Source organism: Streptomyces sp. NPDC005266 (assembly GCF_040607655.1).
Lineage (GTDB): Bacteria > Actinomycetota > Actinomycetes > Streptomycetales > Streptomycetaceae > Streptomyces.
The window spans coordinates 253,380-265,946 of sequence record NZ_JBEXHC010000005.1 but is presented as its reverse complement, the minus strand read 5'-3'; the positions used below and the strand labels follow the sequence as shown (position 1 = coordinate 265,946).

At 69.9% G+C, this 12,567-nt stretch carries 11 protein-coding genes; 9 read left to right on the top strand and 2 right to left on the bottom strand.

The window, feature by feature from the left end; genetic code table 11:
- The first annotated feature begins 49 nt into the window (after window positions 1–49).
- The 9 genes from ftsW to ABZU99_RS12390 all read left to right on the top strand — a co-directional run bounded on the left by ftsW (window position 50) and on the right by ABZU99_RS12390 (window position 8,813).
- Window positions 50–1,510, top strand: a complete 1,461-nt coding sequence (gene ftsW, locus ABZU99_RS12430) for a putative lipid II flippase FtsW (protein WP_355939330.1) — start codon at window positions 50–52, stop codon at window positions 1,508–1,510.
- A 6-nt stretch (window positions 1,511–1,516) separates the two neighbouring features.
- A complete protein-coding gene (gene murG / locus ABZU99_RS12425) occupies window positions 1,517–2,611 on the top strand; it encodes an undecaprenyldiphospho-muramoylpentapeptide beta-N-acetylglucosaminyltransferase (RefSeq protein ID WP_355939333.1) in 1,095 nt (364 codons plus the stop codon).
- Window positions 2,612–2,624: 13 nt separating this feature from the next.
- Window positions 2,625–3,422, top strand: a complete 798-nt coding sequence (locus ABZU99_RS12420) for an FtsQ-type POTRA domain-containing protein (RefSeq protein WP_356046786.1) — start codon at window positions 2,625–2,627, stop codon at window positions 3,420–3,422.
- A gap of 276 nt (window positions 3,423–3,698) precedes the next feature.
- The gene (gene ftsZ, locus ABZU99_RS12415; protein WP_355939339.1) at window positions 3,699–4,943 is read left to right on the top strand and encodes a cell division protein FtsZ; all 1,245 of its coding nucleotides are present in this window, start codon (window positions 3,699–3,701) and stop codon (window positions 4,941–4,943) included.
- Window positions 4,944–4,986: 43 nt separating this feature from the next.
- Window positions 4,987–5,718, top strand: coding sequence for a peptidoglycan editing factor PgeF (gene pgeF, locus ABZU99_RS12410; RefSeq protein WP_356046789.1), 732 nt, complete (start codon window positions 4,987–4,989; stop codon window positions 5,716–5,718).
- A 3-nt stretch (window positions 5,719–5,721) separates the two neighbouring features.
- Window positions 5,722–6,441 carry a YggS family pyridoxal phosphate-dependent enzyme gene (locus ABZU99_RS12405; RefSeq protein WP_355939346.1) on the top strand — a complete coding sequence of 240 codons (720 nt, stop codon included), beginning with the start codon at window positions 5,722–5,724 and terminating at the stop codon, window positions 6,439–6,441.
- Window positions 6,442–6,564: 123 nt separating this feature from the next.
- Window positions 6,565–7,179, top strand: coding sequence for a cell division protein SepF (sepF, locus tag ABZU99_RS12400; RefSeq protein WP_355939349.1), 615 nt, complete (start codon window positions 6,565–6,567; stop codon window positions 7,177–7,179).
- A 73-nt stretch (window positions 7,180–7,252) separates the two neighbouring features.
- Window positions 7,253–7,549 (top strand): YggT family protein, encoded by a 297-nt coding sequence (locus tag ABZU99_RS12395; RefSeq protein WP_355939355.1) that lies wholly within the window; start codon window positions 7,253–7,255, stop codon window positions 7,547–7,549.
- Between the two features lie 49 nt (window positions 7,550–7,598).
- Window positions 7,599–8,813: a DivIVA domain-containing protein gene (locus ABZU99_RS12390; RefSeq protein WP_355939358.1), complete on the top strand. Its 1,215-nt coding sequence runs from the start codon at window positions 7,599–7,601 to the stop codon at window positions 8,811–8,813.
- A gap of 140 nt (window positions 8,814–8,953) precedes the next feature.
- Here ABZU99_RS12390 and ABZU99_RS12385 read toward each other — a convergent pair whose 3' ends face one another.
- The gene (locus ABZU99_RS12385) at window positions 8,954–9,085 is read right to left on the bottom strand and encodes a hypothetical protein (protein WP_355939361.1); all 132 of its coding nucleotides are present in this window, start codon (window positions 9,083–9,085) and stop codon (window positions 8,954–8,956) included.
- 36 nt (window positions 9,086–9,121) lie between these two features.
- Window positions 9,122–12,256, bottom strand: a complete 3,135-nt coding sequence (ileS, locus tag ABZU99_RS12380) for an isoleucine--tRNA ligase (RefSeq protein ID WP_355939364.1) — start codon at window positions 12,254–12,256, stop codon at window positions 9,122–9,124.
- Window positions 12,257–12,567 lie beyond the last annotated feature (311 nt).

The window sequence follows — 12,567 nt, the reverse complement described above, 5'->3', positions numbered from 1 at the left end:
CGGTCCCCCGCGAGAACCGCTCGCGCGGGGAAACTGGAGGGGACACGACATGACGCCTGACCAGCCCGCCGCGCCGCGCTCCCGACCGGCCCGCCAGGCCGTCTCCGACCGTCCCGCGCAGCGGGCCGCTTCCGGGGCGGCCCCGCGGGTGCGGGCGGCCGCGCGCGCCGGGGGGCGGGCGGCGGCTCTGGCGCGCCCGCGGGGCGGTGCGGGCGCCTCCCGTCCGGTGCGCCGCCCCTCGCGCTCCACCCTCCTGGACGCGGCGCGCGGGCTGCAGCAGCGCGTCCGGCGGGCCTGGGACCGGCCGCTCACCGCGTACTACCTGATCCTCGGCGGCGCGCTGCTGATCCTGGTGCTGGGTCTGGTGATGGTCTACTCCGCCTCCCAGATCAAGGCGCTCCAGTCGGGGCTCGCTCCGTCGTACTTCTTCCGCAAACAGCTCTTCGCGGCGGCGCTCGGCGGCGCCCTGATGCTGCTCGCCGTACGGATGCCGATCAAGCTGCACCGCGCCTTCGCCTATCCGCTGCTGGCGGTGTCGGTGTTCCTGATGTGCCTGGTTCAGGTGCCGGGGCTGGGGATCGCGGTCAACGGCAACCGGAACTGGATCTCCTTCGGCGGCCCGTTCCTCCTCCAGCCCAGCGAGTTCGGCAAGCTCGCGCTCGTCCTGTGGGGCGCCGATCTGCTGGCCCGAAAGCAGGACAAGCGGCTGCTGGCCCAGTGGAAGCATCTGCTGGTGCCGCTGGTGCCCGCGACGGCGATGCTGCTCGGCCTGATCATGCTGGGCGGCGACATGGGCACCGCGATCATTCTCACGGCGATTCTTTTCGGCCTGCTCTGGCTGGCCGGCGCCCCCACCCGGCTCTTCGTGGGCGTGCTCGCCTTCGCCGGGGCGATCGGTGTGCTGCTCATCAAGACCAGCGCGAACCGGATGTCCCGGCTCGCCTGTATCGGCGCCACCGAACCCGGCGCTCACGATCAGTGCTGGCAGGCGGTCCATGGGATCTACGCCCTGGCCAACGGCGGATGGTTCGGCTCGGGACTCGGTGCATCCATGGAGAAATGGGGCGAACTACCCGAACCGCATACCGACTTCATCTTCGCCATTACCGGGGAGGAACTCGGCCTGGCGGGGACGCTGTCGGTTCTCGTACTCTTCGCGGCTCTAGGCTATGCGGGTATCCGCGTGGCCGGACGCACGGAGGACCCCTTCGTGAGGTATGCCGCGGGAGGCGTGACCACCTGGATCACGGCCCAGGCCATGATCAATATCGGCGCGGTGCTGGGTCTGCTGCCGATCGCCGGGGTTCCGCTCCCGCTGTTCTCCTACGGAGGGTCCGCCCTGCTGCCGACCATGTTCGCCGTCGGCCTGTTGATCGCCTTCGCACGGGCGGAGCCCGCTGCGCGGGCGGCGCTGGCCATGCGGCAGCCTGCTTTGCGGAAGAAGCTGGCTCGGGTGAGACGGAAGACGATGAGACGGCCCGTCAAGAAGCGGCCGTCCGGAGAGCGGTGAATTTCGGTGCATGTCGTACTCGCCGGTGGGGGGACCGCCGGCCACATCGAGCCCGCGCTCGCCCTCGCGGACGCCCTGCGCAGGCAGGACCCGACCGTGGGGATCACGGCGCTCGGCACGGAGCGCGGGCTCGAGACCCGGCTCGTACCCGAGCGTGGCTATGAACTCGGGCTCATCCCCGCCGTACCCCTGCCGCGTAAGCCCACCCCCGAACTGATCACCGTCCCCGGGCGGCTGCGCGGCACCATCAAGGCCGCCGAGCAGATCCTGGAGCGCACCAAGGCCGACTGTGTGGTCGGCTTCGGCGGCTATGTGGCGCTGCCCGGCTATCTGGCCGCCAAGCGGCTCGGGGTGCCGATCGTCGTCCATGAGGCCAACGCCCGCCCGGGTCTCGCCAACAAGATCGGCTCCCGCTACGCCAAGTACGTCGCGGTCTCCACCCCGGACAGCAAGCTCCGCAACGCGCACTACGTCGGCATCCCGCTGCGCCGCTCCATCGCCACCCTCGACCGGGCCGCGGTCCGGCCCGAGGCGCGCGCGGCCTTCGGCCTCGACCCCAACCTTCCGACGCTGCTGGTCTCCGGCGGTTCGCAGGGCGCCCGGCGGCTCAACGAGGTGGTCCAGAGGGTCGCCCCGTTCCTGCAGCGCGCCGGAATCCAGGTGCTCCACGCGGTCGGTCCGAAAAACGAACTGCCGCATGTGGACAACATGCCCGGAATGCCGCCCTATATCCCGGTACCTTACGTGGACCGGATGGACCTCGCGTACGCCGCGGCCGACATGATGCTCTGCCGCGCGGGCGCGATGACCGTCGCAGAGCTGTCCGCCGTCGGGCTCCCGGCCGCCTACGTCCCCCTGCCCATCGGCAACGGCGAGCAGCGGCTCAACGCCCAGCCGGTGGTCAAGGCGGGCGGCGGACTGCTGGTCGACGACGCCGAGCTGACCCCCGAGTGGGTGCAGAGCAATGTGCTGCCGGTGCTCGGCGACCCGCACCGGCTGTACGAGATGTCGCGGCGCGCCGCCGAGTTCGGCCGCCGGGACGCCGACGAGCTGCTGGTCGGCATGGTGTACGAGGCAATCGCGGCACGCCACCAGGCGTGAGAAGGCAGGGAGCGTGGCCGGACCGACGACCGCACAGCGCGGTTCACGAGGGACGTCGCCGTCCGGCCCGCCCCCGCGCGTCCTGGTGGCGCGCCCAAGGCTTCGCCTGCCCCGCCGCCGCACCCTGCTGCTGATCGCGGTGGCGGTGATCCTGCTCGGCGCCGGCGCCGTCTGGCTGCTCTTCGGTTCGAGCTGGCTGCGGACCGAGCGGGTGACGGTCGCCGGCACCGCCGTCCTCACCCCCAAGGAGGTGCGGGGGGCGGCGGCCGTCCCCCTGCACACCCCGCTGGTGGCGGTGGACACCGGAGCCATCGAGCACCGGCTGCGCGAACGGCTGCCGCGGATAGCGAATGTGGACGTGTCCCGGTCATGGCCGCACACCATCAGTCTGGATGTGACGGAACGCAAGGCCGAAGCGATTGTCGAAGAGGGCGGGAAGTTCCGCGAAGTGGACGCGGAGGGCGTCCGGTTCGCCACCGACACCAAGCGTCCGAAGGGCGTTCCGCTGCTGGAAATGGAGCCGGACCGGTCGCCGAGTTCGCGCCATTTCGGCGCGACCAGGCTGCGCCGGGAGGCCGTCCGGGTGGTCACCCAACTCCCGGCGAAGGTCCGCGCGGACACCCGTTCCGTGCGCGTCCGCTCGTACGACTCGATCACCCTTGAGCTGACCGGCGGCCGTACGATCGCATGGGGGAGCGGCGAGAGCGGCGCGGCGAAGGCGAAGACGCTCATCGCGCTGATGAAAGCTCAGCCGCACGCGGGTCACTTCGACGTCAGCGCGCCGAGCGCCCCCGCAGTGTCTCGCAGTTGACGTGATAGTGGCAGGCCAGCACCCTGGCTGGCTAGCCCACTGGGTGATCACATAGGGTGAAAAGAAAAGCGGGAGGTTCGGCGTGTTCATTGAACGCGTACCACTTGTCGACTTAGTGTCCTGTTCCGAAGAGTCCGGGAAACAGAGGCACTGGTAACCCTAAACTGCAGCGTTAGGGTTGGGGTCGGCAATCGGAACCGTCCCATTCGGCATCAGTCGGCACACCGCGGCAACGGCGGGGTGACGACACGTAACTCGAGGCGAGAGGCCTTCGACGTGGCAGCACCGCAGAACTACCTCGCAGTCATCAAGGTCGTCGGCATCGGCGGCGGTGGCGTGAACGCCATCAACCGGATGATCGAGGTCGGGCTCAAGGGCGTCGAGTTCATCGCGATCAACACCGATGCGCAGGCCCTGCTCATGAGTGACGCGGACGTCAAGCTCGACGTCGGCCGAGAGCTCACCCGCGGACTTGGCGCCGGCGCCAACCCAGATGTCGGCCGGAAAGCCGCCGAGGATCACCGCGAGGAGATCGAGGAGGTCCTCAAGGGGGCCGACATGGTCTTCGTGACGGCGGGCGAGGGCGGCGGCACCGGGACCGGCGGCGCCCCGGTGGTCGCGAACATCGCACGCTCCCTGGGCGCACTGACGATCGGTGTGGTCACCCGTCCGTTCACCTTCGAGGGACGCCGCCGCGCCAATCAGGCGGAGGACGGCATCGCGGGGCTGCGCGACGAGGTCGACACCCTCATCGTGATCCCGAACGACCGGCTGCTGTCCATTTCGGACCGTCAGGTGAGCGTGCTCGACGCGTTCAAGTCGGCGGACCAGGTGCTGCTGTCGGGTGTTCAGGGCATCACCGACCTCATCACCACCCCGGGTCTGATCAACCTGGACTTCGCGGACGTCAAGTCCGTGATGTCCGAGGCGGGCTCGGCGCTCATGGGCATCGGCTCGGCGCGCGGCGACGACCGCGCGGTGGCCGCTGCCGAGATGGCGATCTCCTCGCCGCTGCTGGAGGCGTCCATCGACGGCGCCCGGGGCGTGCTGCTCTCCATCTCCGGCGGCTCGGACCTCGGTCTGTTCGAGATCAACGAGGCCGCCCAGCTGGTGAGCGAGGCCGCCCACCCCGAGGCCAACATCATCTTCGGGGCGGTCATCGACGACGCGCTCGGCGACGAGGTCCGGGTCACCGTGATCGCGGCGGGCTTCGACGGTGGCCAGCCGCCCGCGAAGAACCGCGACAAGGTGCTCGGTTCGTACGGCGGCGGCAGCCGCGAGGAGGGGGCCGGCGCCTCGTCCCCCAGCCGCCCGTCCACCCCGGAGACCGGCCGTCCGTCCTTCGGCGGCCTCGGCAACGTCACCCCGCGCGAGGAGGAGCCCGCCCCGGCGGAGCCCGCCCCCGTCGCCGAGGTGCCCCCGCCTGCCCCGGTGTCCACCCCGCACCCCCAGGTTCCCCCGGCCCGTCCGTACCCGGAGAGCCAGGCCGAGGAGCTGGACGTCCCGGACTTCCTGAAGTGAGCCGCCCGGCCTGGCGGGGCGACGACCCTGAAGCGATCCAGAAGTGATAGCGCAACAGCACGACGCGAGCGGCGCGCATTTCGCCTTCACCGACCGGTGGGGCGGGGTGAGCGCCGCTCCGTATGACCAGCTCAACCTCGGCGGCGCGGTCGGCGACGACACCCAGGCCGTCCTGACCAACCGTGACCTGGCGGCCAAGGGGCTCGGGCTCGACCCGGCGGCGGTCGTCTGGATGAACCAGGTGCACGGCCGGGATGTCGCCGTGGCCTGCGGCCCCTGGAGCGACGAGGAGATCCCCGCGGTCGACGCGGTGGTGACGACCCGTCGGGGGCTCGCGCTCGCCGTCCTCACCGCCGACTGCACTCCGGTGCTGCTGGCCGATCCGGTGGCCGGGGTCGCCGGGGCCGCCCATGCCGGCCGGCCGGGGCTCGTCGCCGGGGTGGTTCCGGCGGTGGTCGAGGCGATGACGGCGCAGGGTGCCGACCCGGCCCGGATCGTCGCCCGCACCGGTCCGGCGGTCTGCGGCCGCTGCTACGAGGTTCCGGCGGCGATGCGCGCCTCGGTCGCCGAGACGGTGCCCGAGGCATGGGCCGAGACCAGCTGGGGCACCCCGGCGGTGGACGTGGCGGCCGGAGTGCGCGCCCAACTCGCCCGTGCGGGCGTCGAGATGGATGGACAATCTCACATCTGCACGCTGGAATCGGTGGACCACTTCTCGTACCGGCGCGAGCGCACCACGGGGCGGCTCGCGAGCTATGTCTGGTTGGACGGCTGAGCTGTGACGGATCGCAAGACGGAACTGGCCGCGAACCTGGCCCAGGTGGAGGAACGTATCTCTGCTGCCTGTGCCTCGGCCGGTCGCAAGCGTGAAGAGGTGACCCTGATCGTGGTCACCAAGACGTACCCCGCGAGCGATATCCGTTTGCTGGCGGAACTCGGGGTCCGGCATGTCGCCGAGAATCGCGATCAGGAGGCCGCCCCTAAAGCTGCGGAATGCGCGGATTTGCCGTTGATGTGGCACTTTGTCGGACAATTGCAGACCAATAAGGTGCGTAGCGTTTCCAGTTATGTCGATGTGGTGCAATCCGTCGATCGCCGACGATTGGTCGACGTGCTCTCCGGTGCGGCGGTCGGGGCCGCCCGTGAGTTGGGCGTCCTGATCCAAGTCGCGCTCGATGCCGACTCCGGTGAGCGGGGAGCGCGCGGCGGCGTCGGACCGGACGGAGTGGAGCGGCTGGCAGACGCCGTGGTCGAGGCCGAAGGGCTGCGGCTCGACGGGCTGATGACCGTCGCTCCGCTGGCCGGTCCCTTCGCGGGGCAGCCGCGGGCGGCGTTCGACCGGCTGATGGAAATCTCATCCCGCCTGCGCGTGACCCACCCTGCTGCGAACATGGTCTCGGCGGGGATGAGCTCGGATCTCGAGGAAGCGGTGGCGGCCGGAGCGACACATGTGCGCGTTGGCACTGCGGTACTCGGAGTCCGACCCAGGCTCCGGTAACGTCGCGAAGAAGTCGGACCACAGCAGAAAATATGGTCATTCCCGCCAAAAGGCGGGCGGGCCACGTGGATCCAGGGCATCCGGTGGCGGAGCCGATCCACCACAGAGCGGAGGACGCAGAGAATGGCCGGCGCGATGCGCAAGATGGCGGTCTACCTCGGCCTCGTGGAGGACGATGGGTACGACGGCCGGGGGTTCGACCCCGACGACGAGTTCGAGCCCGAGCCGGAGCCCGAGCGGGAGCGCCGGCGTCATCAGGTAGTGGAGACCGAACCGCGGCCGGAAAGGGGCGAATCCGTGCGAGTCGTCCACCCCCCCGCACAGCGTGAACCGGCCCCACTTACGGTGGAAAGTGGACGACCCGCGCGAATCGCCCCCGTGGCATCCATCACACCTGAACGTCAGAACCTGGAGAAGAACGCACCTGTGATCATGCCCAAGGTTGTGTCCGAGCGGGAGCCGTACCGCATCACCACACTGCACCCCCGGACCTACAACGAGGCCCGTACTATCGGGGAACACTTCCGTGAGGGCACCCCGGTTATCATGAATCTGACCGAGATGGACGACACGGATGCGAAGCGACTTGTCGACTTTGCCGCCGGTCTGGTGTTCGGTCTCCATGGGAGCATTGAGCGGGTGACGCAGAAGGTGTTCCTGTTGTCTCCTGCTAACGTCGATGTCACGGCGGAGGACAAGGCCCGCATCGCAGAGGGCGGGTTCTTCAACCAGAGCTGAGACGCAACACGGCAACATCGAGTCATCCGAGGCCGCGAGGCCGAGTACGAGCCAGGGGAGAGGGACGCGCGGGATGGACATCGCACTGCAGGTGATCTATATCGCGCTGTACTGCTTTCTGATCGTCCTGATCTTCCGGCTGGTGATGGACTACGTCTTCCAGTTCGCACGCTCGTGGCAACCCGGTAGGGCGATGGTGGTCATCCTCGAGGCCACCTACACTGTGACCGATCCGCCACTCAAGCTCCTGCGGCGGTTCATCCCGCCGCTGCGTCTCGGGGGTGTGGCGCTCGACCTGTCCTTCTTCGTGCTGATGATCATCGTCTGGATCCTGATCACCGTCGTGAGCAATTTTGCGAGCAGGGTGTGAACGATACGGTCTTGCCGATTGCCGACGACTACGTTGAGGTGAAGTAGAGATGCCGTTGACCCCCGAGGACGTGCGGAACAAGCAGTTCACGACCGTCCGCCTCCGAGAAGGCTATGACGAGGACGAGGTCGATGCCTTCCTCGACGAGGTCGAAGCCGAACTGACCCGCCTGCTCAGGGAGAACGAGGACCTGCGGGCCAAGCTGGCCGCCGCGACGCGTGCCGCCGCGCAGAGTCAGCAACAAGGGATGCGCAAGCCCCCAGAACAACAGGAGAGGCCCGGCGCACCTGTGCCCGCCGCCATATCCGGACCGCAGCCGGTGCCGCCCGGCCAGCAGCAGATGGGTGGTCCGCCCCAACTTCCGGGCGGTGCCCCGCAGCTGCCGGCGGGTCCGATGGGCCAGAACGGCCCCGGACCCATGCAGCAGGGCGGACCCGGCCCGATGGGCCAGAACGGCCCCATGGGTCAGAACGGCCCGATGGGTCAGAACGGCCCGATGGGTCAGAACGGCCCGATGGGTCAGAACGGCCCGATGGGTCAGAACGGCCCGATGGGTCAGAACGGCCCCATGGGCCCCGGCGGTCCCATGGGTGGCCCGATGGGCGGTCCCGGCGGCCCGCAGCTGCCGCAGCCGGGGCAGGGCCCCGGTGGTGACAGCGCCGCGCGCGTGCTCTCGCTCGCGCAGCAGACCGCCGACCAGGCGATCGCGGAGGCCCGTTCCGAGGCCAACAAGATCGTCGGCGAGGCCCGTAGCCGCGCCGAGGGCCTGGAGCGGGACGCCCGCGCCAAGGCCGACGCGCTGGAGCGGGACGCGCAGGAAAAGCACCGTGTCGCGATGGGCTCCCTGGAGTCCGCTCGCGCCACGCTCGAGCGCAAGGTCGAGGATCTGCGCGGCTTCGAGCGCGAGTACCGCACGCGGTTGAAGTCGTACCTGGAGAGCCAGCTGCGCCAGCTGGAGAACCAGGCCGACGACTCGCTGGCCCCGCCGCGCACCCCGGCGACCGCCTCGCTGCCGCCGTCCCCCTCGATGAGCGGCTCCATGGCCTCGGCCGGCGCCGGCTCGATGGGTGGTCACACCATGGGCGGCAACCAGTCCATGGGCGGTCACCAGCAGAACGGCGGAGCGCCGTCCTACGGTGGCCAGCAGCAGATGTCTCCCGCGATGACCCAGCCGATGGCACCGGTGCGGCCGCAGAGTCCGCAGCCGATGCAGCAGGCGCCGAGCCCGATGCGGGGCTTCCTCATCGACGAGGACGACAACTGACGCGGCGCGCGTGAGCGCGTGACCGTTCGGCAATCACACGGGCCGGGCCCCGGGAGCTTCCTCCCGGGGCCCGGCTCTTTTGTGCGCCTGAACCGGCGCCGCTTTCGCGGACCTGGTTGCTCTCCGCGAGGGTTGCTCAATCAATGGTTGCGCCCTCCCACGGCGGAATCCGTGGGAGGGCGCGGCGAGGGAAGCGTGCCGGTCGCCCGTAGCGCGGAGGCGGTCACCTCGCCCTCGCGCTCGGCCAGCATGGGGTCACGGGTGGCCCCCATGCCGATGTTGTGCGGGAAGCGGGTGGCTCCGTTCGCTCACACCTTGCGGAGGCGGAAGGTGAGGCCCAGCGGGGCGTCCGTGAACTCCTCGCCGTAGGCGTCGTCACCGTCGCCGGAGGCGAACTCCGTGGCGAGGACCTCGTCCGCGATCAGGCCGGCGTGGTCGGTCAGCGCCTGACGGAGCTCCTCGTCCTCCGACCGCCAGCGCAGCGCGATCCGGTCGGCCACGTCCAGGCCGCTGTTCTTACGGGCCTCCTGGATCAGCCGGATCGCGTCACGGGCCAGGCCCGCTCGGCGCAGCTCCGGGGTGATCTCCAGGTCGAGGGCGACGGTGGCGCCCGCGTCGGAGGCGACCGACCAGCCCTCGCGCGGGGTCTCGGTGATGATGACCTCGTCGGGGGAGAGGGGCACCGTCTCGCCGTCCACGGTCACCGACGCGGTGCCCTCGCGCAGTGCCAGGGACAGCGCGGCCGCGTCCGCCTCCGCGATTGCCTTGGCGACCGGCTGGGTGCCCTTGCCGAAGCGCTTGCCCAGTGCGCGGAAGTTGGCCTTCGCGGTGGTGTCGACCAGGGAGCCGCTGACCTCGCTCAGCGCCGCGAGCGACGAGACGTTCAACTCCTCCTCGATCTGCGCTCGCAGCTCGGCGGAGAGCTGCTCGAAGCCGGACGCCGCGACCAGCGCCCTCGACAGTGGCTGGCGGGTCTTCACGCCGGACTCGGCGCGGGTCGCGCGGCCCAGCTCCACCAGCCGCCGCACCAGCAGCACCTGCGCCGAGAGGGCAGGGTCGATCATGGACCGGTCCGGCTCCGGCCACGAGGACAGATGGACGGACTCGGGGGCACCCGGCGTCACCGGGACGACCAGGTCCTGCCAGACCCGCTCGGTGATGAAGGGCACCAGCGGGGCCATCAGCCGGGTGACCGTCTCGATGACCTCGTGGAGCGTGCGCAGCGCGGCGGTGTCGCCCTGCCAGAAGCGGCGGCGCGAGCGGCGCACGTACCAGTTGGACAGATCGTCGACGAAGGCCGACAGCAGCTTTCCGGCGCGCTGGGTGTCGTACGCCTCCATGGCCTGGGTGACCTGCTCGGTGAGCGTGCCCAGCTCGCCCAGCAGCCAGCGGTCGAGCAGCGGGCGCTCGGCCGGGGCCGGGTCGGCCTCGCCCGGGGCCCAGCCCGTGGTGCGGGCGTACAGGGCCTGGAAGGCGACCGTGTTCCAGTAGGTGAGCAGGGTCTTCCGCACGACCTCCTGAATCGTGCCGTGACCCACCCGGCGCGCGGCCCACGGCGAACCGCCGGCGGCCATGAACCAGCGGACCGCGTCGGCGCCGTGCTGATCCATCAGCGGGATCGGCTGAAGGATGTTGCCCAGGTGCTTGGACATCTTCCGGCCGTCCTCGGCCAGGATGTGACCGAGGCAGACCACGTTCTCGTACGACGACCGGTCGAAGACCAGCGTGCCGACCGCCATCAGCGTGTAGAACCAGCCGCGGGTCTGGTCGATGGCCTCGGAGATGAACTGCGCCGGGTAGCGCTTTTCGAAGATCTCCTTGTTGCGGTACGGGTAGCCCCACTGCGCGAACGGCATCGAACCCGAGTCGTACCAGGCGTCGATGACCTCCGGCACCCGTACGGCCGTAAGGCGGCAGCCCTCGGCGGTACAGCTGAAGGTGATCTCGTCGATGTACGGGCGGTGCGGGTCCAGCCCCGTCTGGTCGGTGCCGGTCAGCTCGGAGAGCTCGGCGAGCGAGCCTACGCAGGTGAGGTGGTTCTCGGCGCAGCGCCAGATGGGCAGCGGGGTGCCCCAGTAGCGGTTGCGCGACAGCGCCCAGTCGATGTTGTTGTTGAGCCAGTCCCCGTAGCGGCCGTGCTTGACCGAGTCGGGGTACCAGTTGGTCTTCTCGTTCTCCCGCAGCAGCGCGTCCTTGATCGCGGTGGTGTGGATGTACCAGGACGGCTGGGCGTAGTACAGCAGCGCGGTGTGGCAGCGCCAGCAGTGCGGGTAGCTGTGCTCGTACGGCAGATGCCGGAAGAGCAGACCGCGCTCCTTCAGATCCGCGGTCAGCGCCTCGTCGGCCTTCTTGAAGAACTGCCCGCCGACCAGGTTCAGGCCCTCCTCGAAGGTGCCGTCGGCCCGGACCGGGTTGACCACGGGCAGGCCGTACGCGCGGCAGGTCCTGAGGTCGTCCTCACCGAACGCGGGGGACTGGTGGACCAGACCGGTGCCGTCCTCGGTCGTCACATAGTCGGCGTTGACCACATAGTGCGCGTCCTCGATCTCCACGAGGGAGAAGGGGCGCTGGTAGGCCCAGCGCTCCATCTCGGCGCCGGTGAACGACTGCCCGGTCGCCGTCCACTCCTCACCCAGCGCCTTCTCCAGCAGCGGCTCCGCGACGACCAGCGTCTCCTCGCCGTTCGTGGCCGCCACATAGCGCACCTCGGGGTGCGCTGCGACGGCGGTGTTGGAGACGAGGGTCCACGGCGTGGTCGTCCACACCAGCAGCGACGCCTGGCCGGCCAGCGGGCCGGAGGTCAGCGGGAAGCGGACGTAGACCGACGGGTCCACGACCGTCTCGTAGCCCTGCGCCAGCTCATGGTCGGACAGACCGGTGCCGCACCGCGGACACCAGGGTGCGACCCGGTGGTCCTGGACCAGCAGCCCCTTCTTGAAGATCTCCTTCAGGGACCACCACACCGACTCGACGTACTCGGGGTTCATGGTCCAGTAGGCGCCGTCGAGGTCGGTCCAGTACCCCATGCGCGTGGTGAGCTCGGCGAAGGCGTCGGTGTGCCGGGTCACCGACTCCCGGCACTTGGCGTTGAACTCGGCGATGCCGAAGGCCTCGATGTCCTTCTTGCCGTTGAAGCCGAGCTCCTTCTCGACCGCCAGCTCGACCGGCAGACCGTGACAGTCCCAGCCCGCCTTGCGGTCGACGTGGTAGCCGCGCATGGTGCGGAAGCGGGGGAAGACGTCCTTGAAGACGCGGGCCTCGATGTGGTGGGCGCCCGGCATGCCGTTGGCGGTCGGCGGGCCCTCGTAGAAGACCCACTCCGGCCGCCCCTCGGACTGCTCCAGGGTGCGGGCGAAGATCTTGTTCTCCCGCCAGAAGTCGAGCACGGCGTGCTCGAGGGCGGGCAGGTCGACCTGGGCGGGTACCTGGCGATACAGCGTCATCGGGACTCTTCCTCCGGCGGACACACGCTCTTCGTTCCGTCGGAGGGACGAGAGCCACTGGCTCCCGCGGTACCACCCTCCTTGGCCGCGAGCGGGTGCGCTCCCGGCCCCCTCATTAAGGGTCGCGATGCCGGTTCTACTGACCCTGTGCGGGGGTTCTTCCGGCGGCTCCGGGGTGATCCTTCGCATCGCGCTCGCCCCCGGGCTCACACCGTCCCCGGGTCGCTCATGGCCGCGTACGACGCTACTCGTCCCCATCCATGCCTTTCGCTTCGCCCAGTGTACGGGGCGCGGCAGATCGCCGCCGACCG